Origin of the sequence: Micromonospora sp. WMMD1082 (assembly GCF_029626175.1) — a bacterium.
Taxonomy (GTDB): Bacteria; Actinomycetota; Actinomycetes; order Mycobacteriales; family Micromonosporaceae; genus Micromonospora.
Genome location: NZ_JARUBM010000002.1, coordinates 7,232,940 through 7,254,762 on the forward strand (window position 1 = coordinate 7,232,940; position 21,823 = coordinate 7,254,762).

Below are 21,823 nucleotides of genomic sequence, written 5' to 3' on the forward strand. Positions count from 1 at the left end.
TAGCGTACGCGGCATGCGAGATCGACGCGTGGCGCTGGCGGTCTGCCTGGCGGCCGGGTTCACCACACTGATCGACCAGTCCGTGCTGAACGTCGCGGTCCCCGCGCTGCGTGACTCGCTGCACGCCGGCCCCGCGACGACGCAGTGGCTCCTCGCCGGTTACTCGCTGACGTTCGGCCTGGCCCTGGTGCCGGCCGGCCGGCTCGGTGACGTCCACGGGCGGCGTGGCCTGTTCATCGCCGGCATCCTGCTGTTCACGGCGGCGAGCCTGGTCGCCGGTACCGCCACGCACGCCTGGGTGCTCGCCGCCGCACGACTGCTCCAGGGCGCCGGGGCCGGCATCGTCAACCCGCAGGTCCTCGGGACCATCCAGGATCTGTTCACCGGCCCGGCGCGGGCGCGTGCGCTGGGTGCGTACGCGACGGTGGGCGGACTCGCCGCGCTGGCCGGTCCGGTCGCCGGCGGGCTGATCATCCAGTCCTTCGGTGGCGAACTCGGCTGGCGGCTCGTGCTGCTGATCAACGTACCCTTCGGGCTGCTCACCGCCGCCGTCGCGCTACGCGTACTGCCTCGTGGCGGGGGCCGTGGTCGCCGCACCACCCTCGACCTGCCCGGGCTGGTCCTCCTCGCCGCCGTCACGCTCGCCGCGCTGCTGCCGTTCATCGTGTCCGCCGGCTGGCCCGCCTGGCTGCTGGTGGCCTGTGCCGGGACGGGCGCATTTCTGGCCTGGGAGCGGCGCTACGCCCGGGCCGGCGGTACGCCGATCCTGCTCCCGGCGCTCATCCGGTCGCGGGGGTTCGTGCTCGGCACCCTGGTCGCCATGTTCCAGTTCGGCGCGTCGGTGTCCGTGTCGCTGGTGCTGACGCTGCTCCTGCAGATGGGCCTCGGCTTCAGCCCGTTGGGCGCGGCGCTGACCGTGCTGCCCAGCGCGCTGGGGTTCGCGGTCAGTTCGGTGTTGAGCTGGCGGCTGGTCGCCCGGTACGGCCGGCGTGGCGTGGCGTGGGCGACGGTGGGATCGGTGTTCACCGTGCTGGTGACCATCCTGGTGGTGGCCGGCGTACCCCGATCGGAGATCGCCTGGGCGCTGGCCGCCACCCAACTCGCGATGGGCGTGGCCGCCGGGTTGGTCAACTCTCCCAACCAGGCGCTCACCCTGGGGTACGCGCCACCGCAGGCGGCCGGGCTCGCGGCCGGCTTCCTGCAGGTGTCGCAGCGCATCTCGGCCACCATCAGCCTGGCCGCGGTGACCGGGCTGTTCCTTCGGACGGGAGGTACGCACGGCGGGGCCCGCGACGGCGCGGTGGCCGGCCTGGTGGTCTGCCTCGGCATGTTGCTGGCCTCGGCCGGTCTCGCATTCGTCGGCACGACGCGCACAACGGCGCGTGCACCGGCCACGGAACGCCCGCGACCGTCGCCCGTCACGGTCCCGTCCGAATCACCGTGACGACAACCACCGTCGGCGCGGAGCCGAGGTGAGGACACCAGGCTCGCCGACTCGGCTCACCCGCCGGTCGCGACAGCCGCGATGGCGGCGTGTGGCCGATGAGTGCCGTCGTGGGGCCGTCGCAGGCGCTCGACCTCGGCGAAGCCAGCCCGCGTCAGTCGCTCGGAGAACTCGTCGACGGGCCAGCGATAGGCGGTCACGACCCTGTGGTCGAAGGCCGCGACCTCCTCGCCGTCGAAGAGACCGAGCACCAACGGTGCGCCCGGGGCCATGGCGCGCCGGAACTCGGCGAGCACGCCGTCGATATCGTGCGGCGGTAGGTGGATCAACGAGTACCAGGCCAGGATGCCGGCGACGGAGTGGTCGGCGACGGCGAGCGTCCGCATCGACCCGAGGTGGTACCTCCCGCCCGGGTGGGTCGCCCGCGCGTGGGCGATGAACTCGGGAACCATGTCGATACCCGTCGCGTCGACGCCCAGCGACCGAAGGTAATCGGTGATATGGCCGGGCCCGCAGCCCAGATCGAGCACCGTGCCGGGCCGGCCCGCCAGGTGCCGCCCGATGAAGGCGAGGTCGTCGGCGTGCACCTGCCGGCTCGAACCGAACAGCTCGATGTAGAGTTCCGCGACGGACGCGTACGCCTGCCGGACCTGCGCCATGCTCACCGGGCGACTGTATGGACGTTCGGATCGGCAGGGCAAGTCCGCGCCGACGCAGTGTGGCGAGTCAGGGCAACGGGACGACGTAGGAGTCGACGCGGGCGATGAGCCCGCCGCGGAACGTGAACAGGTCGTTGAAGGCGAAGCGGAACGGTCCGTGGTCGACGCTGGTGCCGTGACCCTCGCCGGTGGCGACGACGACCGGGCCGTCCTCGTGGACACGCTGGACGTCGAGTTCGGGGCTGCCGGTGAACGCCGGATTCTCGATCTCGCCGTCGAACTCCGCCTTGCCGTGGGTGGTCCGGTGGCCGTGGATGACCCACTGGATGTCGTCGGTGAGGGTCGCGAGGATTCGCGGGTGGTCGCTCGTCCGGAATCCTGCAAAGTACTCCGCGACGAGGTGGCGCTGGGTCGTCTGGGTCATCGTGTTCTCCGTCGTGGTCTGGCCTTGGCGTCGCGGTGCTGCAGGTGCGCGGCGAGGGCGTCGAGGATCGAGGCGAGCCCGTCGGCCGCTTGGGCCGTCCGCAGCTCGGCCGGAAGCCGACGCTGGTGGACCGTGAGATCCGTGCCGCTGCCGGCGGGGCGGACGTTGATGGTGGTGCGGAGGCCGGTGACGGGCTCGTCGAATACGAGTTCGTGCGGTGCGGCGACGCTCACGTAGACGAACCGGAGCCGGCGGGTCGCGCCGTCCGGCGCGCGGGTGTCGAGGGCGAACTCTCCACCGGGACGCAGGTCGACGATCACGGACCCCGGCGGCACGGTGGCGTGCGAACCGCCCCAGAACGCCGCGATGCCTGCCGGCGAGGTGAGGGCGACCCAGACGCGTTCGGGTTCCGCCGGGAGGTGGCGCTTGGCGATCAGTTCGTCGCCGCGGAGTTCTGCGCTGGCGGTCAACGGGTCGCTCCTCGATCCTCGGCGAGGTGCTGCTCAAGGGCGTCGAGCCGGTCGTCCCAGGCGCGACGCTGGTCGTCGATCCACGTGCCGAGCCGCGACAACTGGTCGACCCGGAGCCGGCAGGGGCGCCTGGTGCCCTCGCGCCGCTGCTCGACGAGGCCGCACCGCCGCAGGACGCCCACGTGGTGGGAGATCGCCTGGGGAGTCAGGTCGAACGGTGCGGCGAGTCCTCCCACCGTCGCGTCGCCCCGCGCGAGACGCATCACCAGGGCGCGACGGACGGGGTCGCCGAGGGCAGCGAAGGCCGAGTCGAGGTCCGGCCCGGGTGCGACGAGCAAGGGTGGCATGGGACCACCCTAACGCAAACACATATTTGCGCAAGCAGCTGTTTTCGGATTGCGGCCCGCCGGGCGATGACCGGTCCTACCGAGAGGTGGGACTATCGTTCTGGCGTGCACATCCGCTTTGACGTCCCCGCCGATCCCACCTACCCGGGCCGTGTGGCCGCCGCGCTCAGCAGCGATCGGCTACGCACGTACGGATATGTCGGTGCGGTGCTGGCCGCGGTCGGGGCGATCGGTCTCGCCGTCTCGCGGGGGTCCGCGTGGGGCGAGCAGATCTCGCCGCTGTGGCTGGCGATGATCATGGGTGGCCTGCTGGCGATGCTGTACTGGCCGTGGGTGCGGTGGCGCGCCCGGCGCCGCTCCGGCGGCTACGCCGTCGAGGGCCACTACGACATCACCGACGACAACATCACGATGCGCAGCGGCTCGGAGTCCGGCGGCATCGCCTGGGACGGGGTCACCCAGGTCAGGGACACTTCCGAGTTCTGGATCGTGTACGTCGGCCGGGAGCCGGCGACCGTGATCCCGCGCCGCCTGATGTCCACCGAGGACGACGAGACGCTGCGGGCCTATCTGGCCAAGCGTGGGCTGCTCCAGACTCGGTGAGCCAGCCCGCTGATGGCGCTGCCCCCGTCCTGGGCTGGCTCGACTAGGTTGGCCGGGTGGACGTTCAGGTGTTGGAGGGGTCGTTCGTCGAGGTGCCCGACGCGGGGGCCACGGGCATGGTGCGCCGTGCGTTTGGTGAGTTCGTCGGTCCTGGGGGCGAGCTGGCGTCGTACGCGTTCGGCTGGACCACCGGGTCCGATCCGCACGTGGGCCGGCTGTCGATCGGGATCGGCGTCGGCAATCCGGGCGGCGGTACTTTCCACGCGGTGGTGTTCCACCACCAGGACGGCCACGCGTTCTCGCTGACCGACGAGCCGTTCGAGCAGGTGCCGCAGGGTGGCCCGGACCTGACCGCGGAGCAGGCCCGCGCCCACGAGGACCTGCCGTTCGTGTGGTGGGTCGCCGACCACGTCATGGAACGGGACCGACGCGCGTGGTGGATGCGGCACTGGCTCCTGGGTACCCAGTGCATCCAGACCGCCGAGGTCTTCGAACGCCGCGAGCCCATCCTGCTGGTCGGCCACGACGCCGTCGACGAGCTGTGGCACCTCTTCGGCACCACGGGTGCGGACAGCGGCACCGGAAAGATCGGGCACCTCCATCACGCGGTGGACGAAGATCCCACCTTGATCGACGTACTCGACATGCCGCCCGGCCACACCGCGAAGCGCAGCCGGCCCGCGGCGCCCTGGACCCGCGACCTGCGCCACCCAGCCTGACCGTCCTCGCAGGGTCGCTCTCGGTCACGCCCCACCGGTCACCGAGCGCCCTCCAGCCTGGCTGGTTCGCCGTCCCGGCGGGTCGTGCGCGAACTCGATGGTGCCGTAACGGCGACCTGGCTACCCTGCTCGCGTTGTTGATCCCACAGTTAGGAGCCGAAATGCGCCTCGCGATGGTCGCGGTACCCGTTTCGCCGCGAGAGCACGCCGCGCACTGATCGTTTCCCGCCGGTGATCGTACCGGCGGTGCGGTGCTCCTCGCCGCGGAGCGGTTTCCCTGCCGACCGCTTCCTTCCTAGGCTCGAGGAGCTCTCTTGCGTGCCCCTGTACCCGCGCGTCTGGGCGCGGAATTCACCAAACTGTGGACCGCCTCGGCGGTATCGAACATCGGCGACGGTGTCGCCATGGCCGCCGGCCCCCTGCTGGTCGCCTCCGTCAGCGACAACCCGGCCCTCATCGCCGGCGGCGCGTTCGCCCAGCAGCTGCCCTGGCTGCTGTTCGCTCTGCTCAGCGGCGCCTACGTCGACCGGCTCGACCGGCGCCAGCTGGTCGTGGTCGTCAACCTGGTACGTGCCGCCGCCCTGGCCGGGTTGTCGGCCACCATCGCGACCGAGACCGTCACCGTGCCCGTCATCTACACGGCGCTTTTCCTCCTCGGTACCGGAGAGACCCTGGCGGACACCGCGATGGGCGCCCTACTCCCCTCGGTGGTCGCATCCGAGAAGCTGCCCAGCGCCAACGCCCGGCTCTACGCAAGCTTCACCATCGGCAACCAGTTCGTCGCCAAACCGTTGGGCGCGTGGCTGTTCGTCGTCTCCGCCGCCGTACCGTTCGGGCTCAACGCGGTCACGTTCACTGTGGCCGCAGCCCTGATCGCGGGCATCCGACCGGTTTCCGCACCGGCGCAACCCCGGCCGCGCGTCTCGCTGCGCCGTGAGATCGGCGCCGGTGTGCGGTGGCTGTGGCAGCATCCGCTGCTGCGGACCCTCGCCACCACCATGGGCCTAGCCAACATCGCGTTCGGCGCCGCGTTCGCCGTGTTCGTTCTCTACTGCCAGCAACGACTGCACCTGTCGGACATCGGCTACGGCTTCCTGCTGACCGCCTTCGCCGTCGGCGGCCTGTTCGGTACGATCGTCGCCGCTACGCTCACCCGAGCCTTCGGCAGCACCACACTGCTCCGCGCCGGCCTGGTCATCGAGATCGTCACGCACGTGACGCTGGCAATCACGACGACACCCTGGGTGGCCGCGGTCATCCTGGTCGCCTTCAGCATCCACGCCATGGTCTGGGGCATCACCGTCGCCTCCATCCGGCAGCGGACCGTGCCCGAACACCTGCGCGGTCGGGTCGGCAGCGTGTACGCGCTGCTGGACCTCGGCGGCGCCGCGCTGGGCTCTCTCCTCGGCGGCCTGTTCGCCAGCGTCTGGAAGATCACCACACCGTTCTGGATCGCCGCCGTGATGATGACTGCGGTAACCGCCCTCGCCTGGCACCGGTTACGCGAGGCAACCGCCTGACCACCGCACCCGGCCCCGAACGGCAGGAACCCGGGGCGTTCGGGCCGGGTGCGCAGGCGGCCCGCGCTCGCGGTGAGCCGGCCGAGTAGGTGCGCCCAGCCGGGTCAACGACTCAGCGGAGCGCCGCGGCGAGGTCGGCGGCGTTCTCGAAGGCGGGTGCCGCTCTCTCGGTCTCGTCCGGACCCAGCACCACGCGATCGGCGCGGGCCAGCAGCTCGGCTGCGGTCGTCGTGTCCTGCAACGTCACGGCCAGCTCGGCGCGGTAGACGAGGGCCTCCACCTGCTCGACGGGATCGTCATCGGGTCGCGGACGGGCCAGTGCGCTGTCGAGTATCCGGGCGGCCTGTGCGACGTCGCCTTTGGAGTCAGCCAACACCACAGCGTTCGCCAGGACCTTCGCCAGCCGCCCGGCGGGCGTGGTCGCCGGCCCGGCAGCAGGGGCGCCGCTTTCCGTGATGCGGATCCAGTTGCCGCCCGGGTCGATGACGCTGAACCCACCCAGCCCGTCGTTGTTCTTCCGCGCCCTCGGTCGCGTCATTCGCGGCGTTCCCGAGACCAGCACCTTGCCGTACGCGGCGCGCATGCCCGCCGCGAACTCCCGGTGCAGTTTGCTGATGTCGGGGGTCAGGACCAGGCAGGAGCCGTAGGACTGCGCCGGATCGAACCCTGCCATCTCGAAGAAGTGCAGGTTCAGGTCCTCACGCTGCAACGCCACGTGGGGATTGGGCTTGCGTTGCTGGTAGGTGGTCCGGAAGCCGAGCACCTCGTAGAACGTGCGGATGTCGTCGATGGAGGCGCAGGGCAGCAGGGGGATGGTCACCTCGTTGGCCATGCCTTCTTCCTAGGCGTTCAGGGCTGCCCACCGCACATGAAAACAGCCGATCGTCCCCCTACCGCTCAGCTGATCGACCGATGGGTCGATGCGTCCGACAAGCCCTGAGCACCTCTTGACAACGTACAACCGATTGGTTGTATATTTGTCTCGTGAGCGAGGAGAGCGAGAAGAGTGAGGACCGGGCGGACGCCCTGTTCCACGCGCTCGCCGACCGCACGCGGCGCGACATCCTGCGGCGCGTGCTGGCCGGGGAGCACTCCGTCTCCGCGCTCGCGGCGAAGTACGACATGAGCTTCGCCGCCGTACAGAAGCACGTCGCCGTGCTGGAGAGGGCCGGCCTGCTGACCAAGCGACGCAGTGGTCGCGAGCAGTTGGCCACCGGCGACGTCGCGGCGGTGCGGTCGGTGGCGTCCATGCTCACCGAGCTCGAACAGGTCTGGCGTGGCCGCATCGCCCGCATCGACCTACTCATCGCGTCCGAACCCAACCAGGAGGACTGAACCATGCCCGTGACCGACGTTCAGCAGGATCTCGACAACCTGACCCTGACCATCACCGCGGAGTTCGCCGCGCCGGTGGAGCGGGTCTGGCAGGTCTACGCCGACCCTCGCCAACTGGAAAAAGTGTGGGGACCGCCGACCTACCCGGCGACGGTGGTCGAGCACGACCTCACGCCCGGCGGCCGGGTGACCTACTACATGACCGGCCCGGAGGGCGACAAGTTCGCCGGCTACTGGCTGGTCACCGCGGTGGAGGAGCCCAGCAGCTTCTCCTTCGACGACGGCTTCGCCGATCTGGACTTCACCCCGAACCCGAACATGCCGGTCTCCAAGAACGTCTACTCCTTCACCGAACACGACGGCGGCACCCGCGCCACCTACGTGGGCCGGTACGAATCGGCCGAGGCACTCCAGCAGGTGCTGGACATGGGTGTCGTGGAGGGCACCTCGTCGGCGATCAACCAGATCGACGACCTGCTCGCCTCCTGACCGGCAAGCGACCGGGGCCGCTACGGCCCCGGTCAGGCCGGCTCCACCGGCGACGGTCGGGCCTCGCCGAGGTCGGTGCAGTGTGCGATCGTCGCGTCGTCCGGCCGCACCGCGTGCCGGGCCTCCGCCCGACGGACACGATGGATGATCTCGTCGGGCCCGCTCGACGCCAGCACGGCCATCACCGCTGGCCAGTCCGCAAGCCCGAACCGGTCCACGATGCGGCTGGCGCCGTTGCTGAGCAGGGCGGCCCCGGTCAGCTCGGAGATCGGGCAGCCACCGGTGAGCGCCTCGTCCGCCGCGCGGGGGTCGTCCTTGGCCACCCAGAAGCCACCCGGCCGGTTCCGGTTCGCGCGCAGGTCCCGCAGGAGCCGGCGGTACTCGTCGCCGCCCTCGGCGACCGCCTCGATCGCGGACTGGTACGACCGACTGATGACCACCTCCCGGGGGTCGGAGACGACCAGCGGCGCGGCGTCCGCCCGGTCGAGCACGACGACCGAGTCACCGAGCACCAGATACTCGACGACACCGTCGGCCACCCGCAGCATGGCCACGGTCGCCGACGGGCTGATCGGGTCGGTGACGTCGCAGGTGTCCCGGTGCGCGTCCGTCACCTCGGCGATGGCCTCGGCGAGCAGCGCCGGCAGGCTGCGGCCCCGCACGAGCGACAGCAGGCCGAGGAGACTGCCGCCCAGCCGGTAGGCGTACCAGGCCACCCCGTGCCGGCAGATCGCTTCCGCGCCGGAGAAGCCGCCGGCGCCGTCGACCAGCACCGCCGCCGTCGGTACGGCACCAGCGAAGTCCTCGTTCACCCGGCCGGGCCGCGCGGCAACGCTCGTCATCGTCACCCGCATGTCCGGCCGCCGCCCGTCCCGCCGGTCACGGCGTCGCCCCCGAGACCCCGACCACGCCCGACGGCACGTCATGCCGGATCGGCGACGGCGGTGGTCCCGGTGCCGCCCGCGACCGGGCGCGCGCCTGCTCGATGTCCGACGCGTGGGCGACCGCCCACTCGCCGAGGGCGATGATCAACGGCAGGAGCGAGCGGCCCAGGTCGGTGAGCGCGTACTCGACCCGCTCGGCCGTCGACCGACGGCTGACCAGTCCGTCACCTTCCAGCAGGCGCAGCGTCCGGGTGAGGATCCGCCTGCTCAGCCCCTGGACCGCGCGGTCGAGTTCGTTGAAGCCGTACGGGCGGTCCTGGAGCACGGCGAGGATCAGCACGCTCCACTTCTCACCGACCCGGCGCAGGATGTCGGTCGCGGCGCAGGCGTCGTGGTCGGCCGGGGTCACGGGAAGTCGCAGTACCGGTGACATCAATGTGCCTTCTTTCGCGCGAGCCGGCCGGATTCCACCATGAAGTATGCGCACAGTGGTGATCACGGGTGGGACACGCGGCATCGGCAGGGCGCTGGCCGACAAGCTCCGGCAGGGCGGAGACCGGGTCATCGCGATCGGCAGCGCCGACGCGGATCTCACGTCGATCCGACAGACCGCCGCGCTGGCGGCCCGGCTGCCCGACCGGATCGACGTGTTGATCCTGTCGGCGGGACGCTTCGACCCGCGGCGGATTCTCACCAGCGAGGGCTTCGAACAGACCTTCGCCATCGGCGTCCTCAGCCGTTACCTGCTCGCCGAACGGCTCCGCCCGGCTCTGGAACGCGCCCCGGCGCCGATCATCGTCAACCTCTGCGGCACCGGTGGAATCCCCGGCGGCCGCATCCACTGGGACGACCTGCAACTGAGCCGGGGATACCGCATGCTCACGGCCATCTTGCAGGGCACCCGCGCCAACGACCTGCTCGGGGTCGGCTTCACCGCCGCCGACGCGCAGAGTCCCATCCGGTACGTGCTGTACAACCCGATGTTCGTCAACAGCGGCATGCATCGTCAGTTCCGCCAGCCCATGCGCACCCTCATCGGCGCGGCGGCGGCCCTCTTCGGATCCGCACCGGACGTCCCGGCCACGCAGCTCGCCGCCCTGCTGGCTGAGCCGCCGGCCGCCCCACTGACCGCGCTCCGCCGTGGCACCCCGGTGCCGCTGACCCGCCCGGAGTTCGACCAGCCCACGGCCATCCGGCTCTACCAGCGTCTCGCCGACCTGACCGCCGCGTACTGAGTCGCGCGGACGGAGTCCGGCTTACCGCGGGTGGAGCCCTCCCGTTGACGGGAAGGCCCCACCTGCGGCAGCTCGTGACCTCAGGCGGAATAACCGCGGGTGGCGGCCCAGTTGGCAAGGTCGATGGTGGTCATCCAGTACGACGGGTAGGACGCGTTGGCCGAGTCGGCGATCCGCACCAGCCGACCGTCGTCCTCGTAGCCAACCACCGCGACGTAGTGTCCGCCGGGGAAGGAGTGCCAGCCCCCGTTGGTGTCGGTGGCACTGCCGGCGATGTTCACCACGACACCCCGGCCGTCGGTGATGGCCGCCACGACGTCGGCCTGGAGCTGATCCATCTGGGCCGGGGTGGCCGCGCCACCGCGAATCATCGTGGTCTGGTACGGGCTGCCCTTGACCGTGGCGTTGAGCACGCGAGTGGTGTCCGCAGCCGAGTTGGTGCCCGCGTACGTGGTGCCGAGCTGACTGGCCAGAGCGTCCTGGCTGCGCTCGATGCCAGCGGCGCTGAGCGCGTTGCGCACGGCGGCCGGGCCGCAGTAGTAGCCGTTCGTCTGGGCCTGGTACTGGTAGTCCAGCAGCTTCGACGCCGGCGGTTTCGGCGCCGCCTTCTTGCTGGTCGCGTCCGGGTCCGGCGTGGCGGAGGTGGCCTTCGGCGAGGGCGACGGAGAGGCGGCGGCGCTGGCGGGAGCCGCGCTGCTCGGCGCGGTCGACGGGGTCTGCTCGCCCCGGGCGTCACTACGGGAGACCGCCGTGTCGCCGCGCAACTCGGCGGTGGTGGTCGTGGTCTGTTCGGTGGCCGGGGTGTCCTCGGTGCCGGTGAGCAGGGCACCGGCGCCGGTCGCCAGCACGAGCGCGGCGGCCGAGGCGGCGACGATCCGGTACGGGCGTTCGGTGGCCAGCCGACGGAGCTGGCGCTGGACAGTGTGCTTCACGGAGATCCTCCACGGGGCTCAGGGGCGCACGGCGCACACGTCTCCGGCGGTCGGCGGCAGGCAGTGCCGGCGACCACCCGGGGGACGCGGATGGACCGTGCAAGGGGATGTGCCCGGGGCACCGGGCGGCGGCGATGGCCGGTATCAGCTCGCGGTCGGGCCGGCGAGCACGGGCACCGCAGTGCCGTGGAGGCGGGGGAACAGCGGGGGAATCACAACGAACTGCACGAGGTGGAAACTCCTTCCGACACCGCCGACCGGGTTAGCTGACGGATTCGGGCGGGAAGATCGCCCTACCGCGGGCCAAGGCTCGCGGATTCACCCCAGTGGTGCAGTGGGTCCCCGGTTCGTGAGATCACGATTGAGCGGGTCGGCGCGGCGTCGCCTTTTGCGATCGGTTACCGCACCGGACGCGCCGACACTACTGGCCGGTCACTGGTAAGCCAACCCCGCTTGAGCTGGCTAAACATGATCCAGCGCGGCAATTTTCGGGTAACCAGCCACTGTCGTCGCTCAATGGGATCCATGGCGTTCCGAGCGCTTTCAGGTGAGAACCGGACGGCTCGTGGACAATGCCCACGAAGATTGCTGCGGTAATCGACCCGTCTACGCGCAGTGACCGATTTCCGGGTGGCTGTGACCCGGCTCACCGAATCTTCAGCCCAACCGGGCGGGCCGCCAGCGCAGGATCGCGACCGGGTGGCCGACGGGGGCCCGGCGCGGGGCGGGAAGACGGTTCGGCCGCAGCCGCTCGGCGGCCGCGTACGCCTCCGCGGAGAGGGTACGGGCCGCTTCGGTGGCGAGTTCCGCCGCCCGCCACAACTCGCGCTCCCGCTCGGCGGCGGCCCGGTAGGCGGCGAGCCGGCTGTCGCGTACCACCCGGGCCAGGACGATCTCCTGCTCGGCCGGGTGGCGCCGGGGATCCCAGCCGGCCCGATGCGCCAGCACGTCGCTGAGCTGCCGGGCGGTCAGGTCTCCACGCCAGTGCGCGGCCATCGCGGCGCGGTGCAGCCAGCGCTCTCGGGCGGCGTACTCGGCGGGGGTGCGGGGCGTACGCGGGGTGGGCAGACCGGCGGTGCCGGCCAACCGCCGGACCGCGGACTCCGCCTCGTCGTACGCGGCCCAGGCGCGGTCCAGCTCCGCCTGGGCGACCCGCCACCCGGTACGCCGCCGGTCGGCGTTCTGGGCGGCGCCGGTCGCCGCGACCGCCACCTCACCGGCGTAGCGGCGCAGGTCGGCCGCCTCGGTCGCGGCCGGATCCTCGCCCCGGTCGGCGGGTTCGTCGGCGGGCAGGGCCGGCTCGGGGCGCGCGACCAGGGCCGTGAGCACGCCCAGCGCGAGCACGAGCAGGACCGACCAGATGGCGGCGGCCCGTGGCACCTCGATCAGGAACTGGTAGAGAACGGTCTTCTCCATGTCGGTACCTCGCGGGGAATCGGTGCGGCGACGGCGGCCGTACCGGCAGCGGATCGTCGTGGCGGGGCCACGAACACGGGGTCGGGCAGTGCGGGCGGTGCCGAACGAACGGCGGACCGGCCGCGACGTCAGGAGGCGGCGTGGGCGGTGCCGGATGGCGGACCGGCCGCGGCTTCAGGAGGCGGCGCGGGCGCGACGTCAGGACGGCGTACCGGCGCGGCTGGCGACGGTGGCGCGGGCGCCTCCGGATCGCGCGGCACGGTCGATGGGGTCAGGAGCGGGGTGGGGCGCGGGTCGCGTGGGCCCCCGCCACGACCGCCGCCGCCAGCGGCGGGATCGGTGCGGTGACCTTCGCGGGAACCGGCGGCCGCGCTGCGGCGGGCGTCGCCGGCACCGATCCCGTCACACCGCCCGGGTCGGCGTGACCAGCGGCACCGCGAACGCTCGGCGCGGCGGGGTCGACCAGCTCGTGGGGCGTGACGAGGTCCCACCCGGCGGGCGCCGGCGGCACGACGGCCTCGACCGGCGGCGGGATGGAGACCGTGGCGGTGAGCCGCTCGGCGGGTGCGGCCGGGGCGGGTGCCGCCCAGGCGCCGAGAGTGAAGGCGGCGGCGACCGCGAACCCGGTCAGCAGCCGCGCGGCCCAGCGCGCCAGCCACCACAGAGGACGGGCGGGCGCGACGTCAGGCACATCGTCACGCTACCGCCACGGCCGTCCGATCGCACCGTCACCGGGCGTGTCGCGTGCGCCGGCGCGTCGTCGCCAGCACGCGTCTACGCAGGTCACTGGCCCCTCGGGTCACTGTCCTGGATGGACGTTTCGCTCTCGGTCGGGGTACGCCGTCGGGCTCCTGTCGCCGCGCGGCGCCCGCTGTCGCGGTGCCGCGCCTCCCGGCGCACCGCCCGGCGCCGGTGGTCGTGGTGATCCGCCCCGCGCCACCCGGGGCGGGGCCAGCCGGCGCATCATCGGTTGTTCCACGAAGCGGTGCAGCAGCGCGGCCAGCGCGAGGGTGAGCAGGAGGAAGCCGATCACGGCCGGCGGACCCCACCAGCCGGGCAGACCGGTCCCCCAGTCGCCGGTGAGCCGCAGGATCGTCGTGATCACGAACACGTGCACCAGGTAGAAGGCGAAGGAGACCTCGCCGAGCCAGACCATCGGGCGCGAGCGCAGCGGCGAGCGCCGCCCGTGCACGTCGGCGTCCGCCGCCGCGGCGATGACCAGGACGTACGCCACCGACAGCAGCGCCGCCCAGAACTCGGCCCGGATCCACTGGGAGGCCGCCACCCAGGTCGCAACGAAGATCAGACTGGCCAGCGGGAGCCGAGGCCCCCGCCAGCGCCCGCGCAGCATGAGTTCGGCCGCGGCCACGCCCATCCAGAACTCCAGCGACCGGACCAGCGGAAAGACCTGGGTGAACCACCAGCGACTCTGCTCCGGCACCAGCGTCTGCCCGGGCCAGAGCGCCAGGATCAGCAGCGGCACCGCGATCACCACGGCCCACAGCATCCACGGCCGGGCCCGCCGCACCGCCGGCAGCGCCAGCGGCAGGCACAGGTAGAAGAACAGCTCGCAGGAGAGCGACCAGCTCACGTTGTTGACGCTGTAGAAGTGGCCGGGCCGGGGATCCCAGGCCTGCACCAGGAAGAGGTTCTCCAGCGCGGCCACGGGATTGATCGGATCGGCGAACCAGAGCATCGCCAGCATGGCCAGCGCCCACATCACCACGTGGTTCGGGTAGATCTTGGCGAACCGGCGCCGCCAGAACCGGCGCCGGGAGTCACCGGGCCGGGCCGACCAGACCAGCACGAACCCGCTGAGGATGAAGAAGAACTGCACCCCCGACAGGCCCAGGGTGAAGATCTCGCCGACCACCGCCTGCGGGCCGGGCTCGGCGATGATCCGCATGGTGCCGGCGTGGAAGCCGAAGACCAGCAGCGCGGCCACCCACCGCAGGCCGGTCAGCGACGGCAGTCTGCTCGCGTCGCCACGTCCGACGCCGGGAGCCTGTCGATCGGCGGCGGTGCTGGTCATCCGGGCACCCTACCCATTCGGGCACTCCGCCTCGAATTGGGCGCGTCACACCCGCGACCACGCGGGTTTCATCCGGCGGCCTCGTGGCCTACTATTCCCAGACCCGAAAGGGACACCGCCCCGTCACCTGCGGCCGATGGGGGTGAGGCGCCGGACCGGGGCATGAGGCCCCAGACGCACCGACGAAAGGCAGAGCCAGCGATGCACCAGCGGATCCTGATGCGGGCCCGGCAGGACCCGTTCGAGGTCAACTCCCCGGAGGAGACGTTCGACCGGAACCTGATCGGTGACAACGTGGGCAACCTCGTGTTCAGCCACGCCGCACACAAGCTGCTGGGTACCGCCACCGCCAAGGTCACCTCCAACCGCTTCACGATCAATGCCCGCGCGGCGGACCGGATCAACGAGCAGTACGACGTGTTCGTCGTGCCGCTGGCCAACGCCTTCCGGCGCAGCTACGCGCACCGACTCGACGCGATGAGCGCGCTCATCGAGCGGCTCAAGATCCCAGTCGTGGTGCTCGGGGTGGGCGCGCAGACCAACGTCGACGGCGACCGGGAATACATGCGGCCGATCGACGAGCCGGTCACCCGCTTCTGCCGCGCCGTCCTCGACCGCTCACACAGCATCGGCGTCCGCGGCGAGATCACCGCCGACTATCTGCGTACGCTCGGCTTCTCCGATGTCGACGTGATCGGCTGCCCTTCGATGTTCCTGCACGGCGACACCCTGCCGGTGGAGAAGCGCAAGCCCGCCATCGGGCCGGACGACCGGATCGCACTGACCGTCTCGCCGTACGTGAAGTCGATGGCGAAGATCATTGAGGCGCACCACCGGCTCTATCCCAACCTGCGCTACATCCCGCAGGATCTCAAGACGCTGGGCACCCTACTCTTCGGCGATGCGCCGGAGGACCGGGGCAAGACCAGCAAGATCCCGATCCACACCTCGCACCCGCTCTTCACCGAGGACAAGGTGCGGATGTTCGTCGACCCGTGGACCTGGATCGACTACCTGACCGGCTTCGACTTCAACTTCGGCACCCGCATTCACGGCACCATCGTCTCGCTGCTGGCCGGCACGCCCGGCTACCTGTTCGCCCACGACTCCCGCACCCTGGAGTTGGCGCGGTACTTCGAGATCCCGCACCGGATGATGCGGGACGTGCCGGCGGACGTCGACGCCGCACAGCTCTACGCCGAGGCCGACTACACCGGGATGGTCACCGGTCACAAGGCGCGGTTCGAGACGATGCTGGCCTTCCTCGCCAAGCACGACCTGGGCAACTCCTTCGCCGACGGGGACAGCCCGGCGATCTTCGACGCCCAGGTCCGCGCCACCACCTTCCCACCGGTCGTCCGGCCGGCGCTGGCCACCGCGCCCGAGACGCTGGTACAGCGCATCCAGTGGCTGCGCGACCGGGAGGCCACGTTCCGCGAGCAGGCCGTGTCCCAGAGCCAGTCGGTACGCACGGAGCGGATCCGTACCCGGATCAAGAAGGCCGTCCCCGCACCGGTACGCCGCATGCTGAACCGTTAACCCGGCGCTGACCGGCTGTTCAATCACTTAACCGTCGCCGGTCACGTCAGGTTCCAGGCCCGTCCACCCGGTCGGTCGAGGGTAGCGGCGTGGTCATTGAGCAGACGCCAGCGCCGCTGCTGAGCATCGTCGTGCCGGTGTACGGCGTCGAGGCGTACCTGCGGCAGTGTCTGGACTCGATCCACAGCGACATCCCGGCCGGTGAGGTGGCCTCGGTGGAGGTCGTCGCCGTCGACGACGCCTCGCCGGACCGGTGCGGTGAGCTGCTGCGCGGGTACGCCGCCGAGCACCCCGGGGTGCGGGTGCTGCACCTGGAGAGCAACGTCGGCCTCGGGCCGGCCCGCAACGCGGGCCTGGACGTGGCCACCGGGCGGTACGTGTGGTTCGTCGACAGCGACGACTGGCTGCCACCGGGCACGATCGCGGCCGTGCTGGAGCGGCTGCGCGCCGACCGCCCGGACGTGATGATGGTCGACCACCTGCGGGTGCACGAGGGCGGGCGCCGGGAGGTGGACGCCAGCAGCCGGTTGCTGCGCGGGGCCACCGGCGTGGTGCGGCTGACCGACCGCTCGCAGCTGCTGCGGGTGCAGCACACCGCCTGGAACAAGGTGGTACGCCGGGAGTTCATGGCCGAACTCGGCCTGCGCTTCCACCCCGGCTGGTACGAGGACATCCCGTTCAGCCATCCGCTGCTGATCGGCGCCGAGCGGATCTCCGTGCTCGACCGGGTCTGCTACCTGTACCGCCAGGGCCGTCAGGGAGCCATCACCTCCACGCGCAGCGGCCGGCACTTCGACTCCTTCGCGCAGTACGACCGGCTGTTCGCCTGGCTGCGCCAGCGGCACCCCGACGGGCGCTGGCACGCTGAGCTGTTCGCGCTGATGGTGAACCACTTCCTGGTGGTGGTGGGCAACGACGACCGGCTGCACCCGCACCTGCGCAAGGGCTTCTTCCGCCGGGCGGCGGCGCACTACCGCAGGTACCTGCCGAGCGGCGGCTATCCTCGCCCGGGCGGGGTGGCCGGGCTCAAGCACCGGCTGGTCGGCCGGAACAACTACCTGGCCTACGCGGCGCTGCGGCGGACCCACCGGGCCACGGCCCGGCTCCGTTCCCCGGCCACGCCGGCCAGCCCGGCCACGCCGACCGCCCCGACCGACTCGACCCCGCCGGCATCCCCGACCGACTCGGCCCTGCCGGCATCCCCGGCTGACTCGGCCGCCCCGGGCGCCGCATCGACCCCGACGACCGGTGCCGGCACCGAGCCGGACACCACGCACCACAGGCTGGTGCAGACACACGGAAACGGATCGCAATGACGACGCTGAAGATCGGCCCACACCTGGTCGGCGCCGGGGAGCGCCCCTTCGTGGTGGCCGAGATGTCCGGTAACCACAACGGTGACCTGGGGCGCGCCCTGGCCATCGTGGACGCGGTGGCGGCCAGTGGTGCGCACGCGCTGAAGCTCCAGACGTACCGGCCGGACACGATCACCATCGACGCCGACACCCCGGCCTTCCGCATCTCCGGCGGGCACGAGCTGTGGGGCGGGCAGAACCTCTACCAGCTCTACGAGCGCGCCCACACGCCGTACGAGTGGCACGGGCCGATCTTCGAGCGCGCCCGCGATCGGGGGCTGACGGTCTTCTCCTCCCCGTTCGACGCCACGGCGGTGCGGCTGCTGGAGGAGCTGGGCGCGCCGGCGTACAAGATCGCTTCGTCGGAGCTGGTCGACCTGCCGCTGATCGGCCTGGTCGCCGCCACTGGCAAGCCGATGATCATCTCCACCGGGATGGCCACGCTGGCCGAGATCGACGCCGCCGTACGCACCGCGCGCGACGGCGGTGCGGGCAGGATCGTGCTGCTCGCCTGCACCGCCTCCTACCCGGCGCCGCCCGCCGACAGCAACCTGCGCCGCATTCCGGTGCTGTCCGAGGCGTTCGGCGTGCCGGTCGGCCTCTCCGACCACACCCCGGGCATCGGCGTGCCGGTCGCCTCGGTGGCGCTCGGCGCCTGCTTCATCGAGAAGCACGTCACGCTGGACCGCGCCGACGGCGGCGTGGACTCCGACTTCTCCCTGAACCCCGCCGAGCTGGCGGCCCTGGTGGTCGAGTCGGAGCGGGCGTACGCGGCGCTCGGCGGCACGGCCGTCGGGCCGACCCCGGCCGAGCAGGAGGGCCTGCGCTTCCGGCGCTCGCTCTACGTGGTGGCGGACGTGCGGGCCGGCGACGAGGTCACCGCACACAACGTCCGGTCGATCCGCCCCGCCGGCGGCCTCCCCCCGGTCGAGATCACCCGCGTGCTCGGCCGCCGTTTCACCACCGACGTCCCCCGCGGCACCCCCCTCACCTGGAACCTGATCTAAACCCACCCCACCCCGCCAGGTTGATCATGAAGTCGGGCGGGAGTGAGGGGTGGGTGGGTGGGGTCAGGGCGGGTCAGGGTGGGGTGGGGGCGAAGGCGACGGTTATCACGAGGTTGGTCAGGGGCAGGGTGCGCCATAGCCAGACGGTGCCGGGTGGCACCTCCAGGCCGTGCCGCTGCCACCAGATCGCCACCGGGACGTCGGCGAGCTTGGCCAGGCACTCGACGCGGGTCCACCGGGCCCAGAAGTCCGTGGCGCCGAACCGGCGAACCAGCGCGGTGGGCAGCGGGGCGTCGGCACGCTCGGCGTCTACCGCGACCCGCCAGCCGGGCACCGGCGGCGCGTACCAGCCGACGCAGCGCCCGTCGCCGAGGTGACTGCGGGTGACCGCGCCGCCGGAATCGGCCACCGGCGCCACCCGCAGGTGTCGTGGTGCGCCGGCGAGCAGGACCGGCACCCGTTGTCCCGCGCCAGCGTCGGCGCGGGACAACCGGGGCGGGGTGTCAGATCGAGGCGGCACCGTCGACCACGATGACCTGGCCGTTGATGTTCGTCTGGTCGCGCAGCAGCATCCGCACCACCGGCACGACCTCGTCCGGCTCGGTCAGGTGACCGGTCGGGGTGCGGCGCACGATCTGGTCCAGCTGGGTCTGGCCGAGCACCGCCGACATCTCCGAGGCGAAGAAGCCCGGCGCGACGGCGTTGACCAGCACCCGCCCGCCCAGCTCGCGGGCCAGCGACCGGGTCGCCGCGTCCATCCCGCCCTTGGTGGCGGAGTACGCGACCAGGCCCGGAAACCCGCGCTGCGCACAGATCGAGGTGATGTTGACGATCCGGCCCCGGCGGCCCTGGCCCAGCATTCGCCGTACGGTCAGCCGGGTGAGCTGCAACGGCGCGGTCAGGTTGGTCTCGATGATCCGGGCGATGTCGCCGGTGGCCGTGTGCACGTGCAGCGAGTCCTGCCCGACGGCCGCGTTGTTCACCACACCGTCGATCGGCCCGAGCCGCTCCTCCGCCGCCCGGACGAACGCCTGCGCGGCGGCGAGGTCGGTGACGTCGACCGAGCCGACGTGCGCCCGCTCCGGATGGGCGTCGGCGAGCTTGGCCAGCTCGGGGGTGACGGTACGGGCGAAGGCGGCCACCTTCAGGCCCATGTCGAGCAGGTCGGTGACGATGGCCAGGCCGAGGCCGCGTGATCCGCCGGAGACGAGCACCACGGAGGACGGCGGGACGGGCGGCGGAGGGGTGACGGGGTCAGACATCGCTCTTCAGGGTCTCCTTGACGGGAATCTCGGTCAGTAGGCGGATCCGGCGCGGCACCGCGTACTCGGGCAACCGGTCGGCGCACCAGCGCACCAGCGCCGCCTCGTCGAGCGCCGTGCCGTCGAGCGCCGGCTGCGGCCGCTGCTGCGGGTCGGTCGGCGTCGCGGCCGCACCGGAGACGGTCGGCACCACGTCGGCGACGACCATGTGGCCGAGCAGCGGGGCACGGCGGCCGGTGACCCGCGCCCAGGCCACTCCCGGGTGGGCGGTCAGCACGTCGCGGACTCCCCCGGCGGACACCTTGCTCCCGCCGACGTTGATCTCGTCGGCGTCGAGGCGCCCGCTGATCAGCACCCGGTCGCCGACCAGCTGCGCCCGGTCGCCGGTGCGGACCGGGCCGTCCAGCCCGGCACCGTGGTACGGCGAGGTGATGACCAGCTCCCCGTCGCGTACCCCGATGGCGGGACGGCCGGGCGCCGCCCGGTCCAGCCACTCGACCGGGAACCCGGCCCGTCCGTCGTGCACCACGATCGCCGCACCGACCTCGGAGGAGGCGTAGATCCAGGAGATCCGGGCGGCCGGGAACATCTCCCGCAGTCGGTCCAGGATCGCCTGGTCCACCGGTTCGCCGCCGAGGGTCACCTGGCGCAGCGGCACCCGGGCGAGGGCGGCCGGGTCGCGGTGCAGGGCCCGCCGCCAGAAGGTGGGCGTACCGGAGGCGGCATCCACGCCGTGCTCGGCGGCCAGCGCCGGCCAGTCGTCCAGCTGCTCCGGCTCGACCACCACCAGGTGCTGCCCCGCCTGGGTCAGCGAGAGCGTCACCACCTGCCACCAGGCGTACGTGCCGGGGGCGTACGGGCAGAGCCAGGTGCGTCCGGGCTGCTGGCCACGGACGGTGGTCAGCGATTCGAGGGTGTGCCCGACCCGCTTGGGCCGGCCGGTGGAGCCGGAGGTCAGCAGCCACAGGCGGCCGGGTTCGGCCGGACGCGCCCGGGTCGGCGCGGTCTCCCCGCCCACCTCGGCGCCGAGGTCGGTGACGACGAACCCGGCGTCGCGCAGCTCCGCCCGCATCGCCGGGTCGACCCGGCCGGCCGCGCTGATCAGCAGCTCGGTGCCGTGCACGGCGTGCTGGCGGGCGGCGGCGAGCGCGTACCGGGCCGAGTGGGCGAGCGCCGCGGCGGGCGCGGGCAGGGTCAGCTGCGGCAGGTCGCGCCAGGTCAGCGTCGCACCGTCGACGACGATCCGGTTGTCCGCGCCGGCCGGGTGGGCGGCGGCCGGCGGGGCGGTCTCCACGCTCACTGGTGCTGCAGCTCGACGAGGAAGTCCAGCACGTCGCCGACGGTGGCGATCCGGCGCAGCCCGGGAGCGTCGAAGTTCAGCTCCTCCCCCGTCTCGTCCTCGACCCGCAGCGCCAACTCGGAGAAGTCCAGCGACCGGAAGCCGACCTCCCGCAGATCGGCGGCATCGTCGGCGGGCAACACCTTGCCCTGGTTCTTGAGAACCTGGCCCATGAGGTCGCGAATCTGCGCACGACTCAATTCCTTCATGCGGCGGAGTGTACAGCCAGGTGAATCGTGATTAGGGTGCCCGGTGACCAGGTAAACGAAGCGGAAAGCGAGCGGTACGTGCTGCGTGACGCCATCGAGGATGACGTTAACCTGATGTTGTCCTGGCGTAATCAGGACATCAACCGGCAGGTCAGCAAGACCAGCCATGTCATCACTCCCGAGGAGCACGGACGCTGGTGGTCGGCGGTGCGTGCCGACCCCACCCGCCAGGTGCTGACCTACCTGCGCGACGGGGTGCCCAGCGGCGTGGTCACCTTCTTCGACCTGCGCTTGGACGGGCCGCGTACCGGTTCGTGGGGCTTCTATCTGGACGGCGACGGGTTGGCCGAGCGGGGTGAGACGCTGCCCGCCTGGCTGGAGGTCATGCGGGAGGCGGTGGACCACGCCTTCGACGTGCTGGCACTGGAACGACTCGACGGTGAGGTGCTCGCCCACAACACCGTGGTGCGCCAGATGAACCGACGGTTCCGTTTTGTCGAGGGCCCCGGCCGCCAGGAGACGCACGACGGCCGGGAAATCACCGTCATCCCCATTTCGCTGGAGCGCGCCAGCCGCCGCGTTCGCTGATTATTCCGTTTCTGT

At 71.7% G+C, this 21,823-nt stretch carries 26 protein-coding genes and 1 riboswitch; of the genes, 11 read left to right on the forward strand and 15 right to left on the reverse strand.

All coding sequences use genetic code 11. From position 1 onward, the window contains the following. Positions 1 to 13: 13 nt before the first annotated feature. The gene (locus O7615_RS33260) at positions 14 to 1,444 is read left to right on the forward strand and encodes an MFS transporter (RefSeq protein ID WP_278181753.1); all 1,431 of its coding nucleotides are present in this window, start codon (positions 14 to 16) and stop codon (positions 1,442 to 1,444) included. A 56-nt stretch (positions 1,445 to 1,500) separates the two neighbouring features. Here the strand turns inward: O7615_RS33260 and O7615_RS33265 are convergent, their stop codons facing one another. The 4 genes from O7615_RS33265 to O7615_RS33280 all read right to left on the reverse strand — a co-directional run bounded on the left by O7615_RS33265 (position 1,501) and on the right by O7615_RS33280 (position 3,344). After that, positions 1,501 to 2,109 carry a class I SAM-dependent methyltransferase gene (locus O7615_RS33265; protein ID WP_278181754.1) on the reverse strand — a complete coding sequence of 203 codons (609 nt, stop codon included), beginning with the start codon at positions 2,107 to 2,109 and terminating at the stop codon, positions 1,501 to 1,503. A gap of 61 nt (positions 2,110 to 2,170) precedes the next feature. After that, positions 2,171 to 2,527 carry a nuclear transport factor 2 family protein gene (locus O7615_RS33270; protein ID WP_278181755.1) on the reverse strand — a complete coding sequence of 119 codons (357 nt, stop codon included), beginning with the start codon at positions 2,525 to 2,527 and terminating at the stop codon, positions 2,171 to 2,173. Then, positions 2,524 to 2,997 carry an SRPBCC domain-containing protein gene (locus O7615_RS33275; protein ID WP_278181756.1) on the reverse strand — a complete coding sequence of 158 codons (474 nt, stop codon included), beginning with the start codon at positions 2,995 to 2,997 and terminating at the stop codon, positions 2,524 to 2,526. The genes O7615_RS33270 and O7615_RS33275 overlap by 4 nt, the downstream gene beginning before the upstream one ends. Next, complete coding sequence (locus O7615_RS33280) at positions 2,994 to 3,344, reverse strand: metalloregulator ArsR/SmtB family transcription factor (RefSeq protein WP_278181757.1); 351 nt, start codon at positions 3,342 to 3,344, stop codon at positions 2,994 to 2,996. Before O7615_RS33280 ends, O7615_RS33275 begins: the two co-directional genes overlap by 4 nt. Before the next feature lie 105 nt (positions 3,345 to 3,449). Here O7615_RS33280 and O7615_RS33285 point away from each other — a divergent pair, with 105 nt between their 5' ends. From O7615_RS33285 to O7615_RS33295, 3 genes are all read left to right on the forward strand, one after another. Beyond that, entirely contained in the window at positions 3,450 to 3,947 is a 498-nt protein-coding gene (locus O7615_RS33285; RefSeq protein WP_278181758.1) for a YcxB family protein, read from the forward strand. Positions 3,948 to 4,003: 56 nt separating this feature from the next. After that, positions 4,004 to 4,666 carry a hypothetical protein gene (locus O7615_RS33290; RefSeq protein WP_278181759.1) on the forward strand — a complete coding sequence of 221 codons (663 nt, stop codon included), beginning with the start codon at positions 4,004 to 4,006 and terminating at the stop codon, positions 4,664 to 4,666. Between the two features lie 314 nt (positions 4,667 to 4,980). Beyond that, positions 4,981 to 6,186, forward strand: a complete 1,206-nt coding sequence (locus O7615_RS33295) for an MFS transporter (RefSeq protein WP_278181760.1) — start codon at positions 4,981 to 4,983, stop codon at positions 6,184 to 6,186. Positions 6,187 to 6,298: 112 nt separating this feature from the next. Here the strand turns inward: O7615_RS33295 and O7615_RS33300 are convergent, their stop codons facing one another. Beyond that, a complete protein-coding gene (locus O7615_RS33300; protein WP_278181761.1) occupies positions 6,299 to 7,018 on the reverse strand; it encodes a VOC family protein in 720 nt (239 codons plus the stop codon). A gap of 152 nt (positions 7,019 to 7,170) precedes the next feature. On the opposite strand from O7615_RS33300, the gene O7615_RS33305 reads away from it, so the two are divergent. Together O7615_RS33305 and O7615_RS33310 are read left to right on the forward strand one after the other, a co-directional pair. Continuing rightward, positions 7,171 to 7,521 carry a metalloregulator ArsR/SmtB family transcription factor gene (locus tag O7615_RS33305; RefSeq protein ID WP_278181762.1) on the forward strand — a complete coding sequence of 117 codons (351 nt, stop codon included), beginning with the start codon at positions 7,171 to 7,173 and terminating at the stop codon, positions 7,519 to 7,521. A gap of 3 nt (positions 7,522 to 7,524) precedes the next feature. Next, positions 7,525 to 8,010 (forward strand): SRPBCC domain-containing protein, encoded by a 486-nt coding sequence (locus O7615_RS33310; RefSeq protein ID WP_278181763.1) that lies wholly within the window; start codon positions 7,525 to 7,527, stop codon positions 8,008 to 8,010. A gap of 32 nt (positions 8,011 to 8,042) precedes the next feature. On the opposite strand, the gene O7615_RS33315 is transcribed toward O7615_RS33310, so the two are convergent. Both O7615_RS33315 and O7615_RS33320 read right to left on the reverse strand, forming a co-directional pair. Continuing rightward, positions 8,043 to 8,852, reverse strand: coding sequence for a hypothetical protein (locus tag O7615_RS33315; RefSeq protein WP_278181764.1), 810 nt, complete (start codon positions 8,850 to 8,852; stop codon positions 8,043 to 8,045). Positions 8,853 to 8,889: 37 nt separating this feature from the next. Further along, complete coding sequence (locus tag O7615_RS33320; protein WP_278181765.1) at positions 8,890 to 9,327, reverse strand: helix-turn-helix domain-containing protein; 438 nt, start codon at positions 9,325 to 9,327, stop codon at positions 8,890 to 8,892. A 46-nt stretch (positions 9,328 to 9,373) separates the two neighbouring features. On the opposite strand from O7615_RS33320, the gene O7615_RS33325 reads away from it, so the two are divergent. Then, complete coding sequence (locus O7615_RS33325) at positions 9,374 to 10,129, forward strand: SDR family NAD(P)-dependent oxidoreductase (RefSeq protein ID WP_278181766.1); 756 nt, start codon at positions 9,374 to 9,376, stop codon at positions 10,127 to 10,129. A gap of 80 nt (positions 10,130 to 10,209) precedes the next feature. Here O7615_RS33325 and O7615_RS33330 read toward each other — a convergent pair whose 3' ends face one another. The 4 genes from O7615_RS33330 to O7615_RS33345 form a co-directional block, all read right to left on the reverse strand. After that, positions 10,210 to 11,061, reverse strand: a complete 852-nt coding sequence (locus O7615_RS33330; RefSeq protein WP_278181767.1) for a C39 family peptidase — start codon at positions 11,059 to 11,061, stop codon at positions 10,210 to 10,212. A gap of 236 nt (positions 11,062 to 11,297) precedes the next feature. Then, positions 11,298 to 11,439, reverse strand: a riboswitch (cyclic di-AMP (ydaO/yuaA leader). A gap of 279 nt (positions 11,440 to 11,718) precedes the next feature. Continuing rightward, positions 11,719 to 12,477: a hypothetical protein gene (locus tag O7615_RS33335; RefSeq protein ID WP_278181768.1), complete on the reverse strand. Its 759-nt coding sequence runs from the start codon at positions 12,475 to 12,477 to the stop codon at positions 11,719 to 11,721. Positions 12,478 to 12,748: 271 nt separating this feature from the next. Beyond that, the gene (locus O7615_RS33340) at positions 12,749 to 13,168 is read right to left on the reverse strand and encodes a hypothetical protein (RefSeq protein WP_278181769.1); all 420 of its coding nucleotides are present in this window, start codon (positions 13,166 to 13,168) and stop codon (positions 12,749 to 12,751) included. 108 nt (positions 13,169 to 13,276) lie between these two features. Continuing rightward, on the reverse strand, positions 13,277 to 14,509 hold the full coding sequence (locus O7615_RS33345) for an acyltransferase (RefSeq protein WP_278181770.1): 1,233 nt from the start codon (positions 14,507 to 14,509) through the stop codon (positions 13,277 to 13,279). A gap of 201 nt (positions 14,510 to 14,710) precedes the next feature. On the opposite strand from O7615_RS33345, the gene O7615_RS33350 reads away from it, so the two are divergent. From O7615_RS33350 to pseI, 3 genes are all read left to right on the forward strand, one after another. Further along, complete coding sequence (locus O7615_RS33350; protein WP_278181771.1) at positions 14,711 to 16,048, forward strand: polysaccharide pyruvyl transferase family protein; 1,338 nt, start codon at positions 14,711 to 14,713, stop codon at positions 16,046 to 16,048. Positions 16,049 to 16,137: 89 nt separating this feature from the next. Then, positions 16,138 to 17,364 (forward strand): glycosyltransferase, encoded by a 1,227-nt coding sequence (locus O7615_RS33355; protein ID WP_278181772.1) that lies wholly within the window; start codon positions 16,138 to 16,140, stop codon positions 17,362 to 17,364. Continuing rightward, positions 17,361 to 18,410 (forward strand): pseudaminic acid synthase, encoded by a 1,050-nt coding sequence (pseI, locus tag O7615_RS33360; RefSeq protein ID WP_278181773.1) that lies wholly within the window; start codon positions 17,361 to 17,363, stop codon positions 18,408 to 18,410. Before O7615_RS33355 ends, pseI begins: the two co-directional genes overlap by 4 nt. A gap of 73 nt (positions 18,411 to 18,483) precedes the next feature. Here the strand turns inward: pseI and O7615_RS33365 are convergent, their stop codons facing one another. From O7615_RS33365 to O7615_RS33380, 4 genes are read right to left on the reverse strand one after another with little or no spacing between them, the layout of a single operon-like run. Continuing rightward, positions 18,484 to 18,930: a hypothetical protein gene (locus O7615_RS33365; protein ID WP_278181774.1), complete on the reverse strand. Its 447-nt coding sequence runs from the start codon at positions 18,928 to 18,930 to the stop codon at positions 18,484 to 18,486. Then, positions 18,914 to 19,672, reverse strand: coding sequence for an SDR family NAD(P)-dependent oxidoreductase (locus tag O7615_RS33370; protein WP_278181775.1), 759 nt, complete (start codon positions 19,670 to 19,672; stop codon positions 18,914 to 18,916). Before O7615_RS33370 ends, O7615_RS33365 begins: the two co-directional genes overlap by 17 nt. Further along, positions 19,665 to 20,972, reverse strand: a complete 1,308-nt coding sequence (locus O7615_RS33375) for an AMP-binding protein (RefSeq protein WP_278181776.1) — start codon at positions 20,970 to 20,972, stop codon at positions 19,665 to 19,667. Before O7615_RS33375 ends, O7615_RS33370 begins: the two co-directional genes overlap by 8 nt. Then, on the reverse strand, positions 20,969 to 21,220 hold the full coding sequence (locus O7615_RS33380) for an acyl carrier protein (RefSeq protein WP_278181777.1): 252 nt from the start codon (positions 21,218 to 21,220) through the stop codon (positions 20,969 to 20,971). Before O7615_RS33380 ends, O7615_RS33375 begins: the two co-directional genes overlap by 4 nt. 27 nt (positions 21,221 to 21,247) lie before the next feature. Between O7615_RS33380 and O7615_RS33385 the strand changes: the two genes are divergently transcribed. After that, positions 21,248 to 21,808 (forward strand): GNAT family N-acetyltransferase, encoded by a 561-nt coding sequence (locus O7615_RS33385; protein WP_278181778.1) that lies wholly within the window; start codon positions 21,248 to 21,250, stop codon positions 21,806 to 21,808. Positions 21,809 to 21,823: the final 15 nt, after the last annotated feature.